General features: G+C 58.6%; 1 pseudogene. It reads left to right on the top strand.

Annotated elements, in window-relative coordinates:
* Nucleotides 1–415 (top strand): annotated as a pseudogene (locus AC1DLB_RS32250) (amino acid permease); the annotation flags it as partial.

The raw sequence follows: 415 nt of genomic DNA, 5'->3' as shown, positions 1-415 counted from the left end.
GGGTTACACCACCATGTCCCGGCACCTGACCAATGCCGGCGGTTTTTATGCGTTCACCTCACGTGGTTTGGGTGGCCTGGCAGGCGGCGCGGCCGGGGTGTTGGCGATGTTTGCCTATAACATTCTTCAGGTCGGGTTGTATGGCATGTTCGGTGGGGTCGTCAGTGGCACCATGGAAAGTGTATTTGGGCTGGTGTTGCCGTGGTGGTCCTACTCGCTGATGGCGATGGCGAGCATTGCGATTCTGGGGTATCGCAAGATTGACCTGTCGGCGCGGCTGCTGTCGGTGATGGTGATCGCCGAGTACCTGGCGATCCTGATCCTGGATTTTTCCATCCTCAAATCCGGCGGCGACAGCGGCATCAACCTTGATGGATGCGTTTGATCGCGGTCATGTGTTCAGCGGCACACCGTC

The sequence above is a fragment of the Pseudomonas sp. 05N434 genome (genome assembly GCF_056396965.1).
The sequence above is the reverse complement of the archived record's forward strand: the minus strand, read 5'-3'. Positions and strand labels throughout refer to the sequence as shown.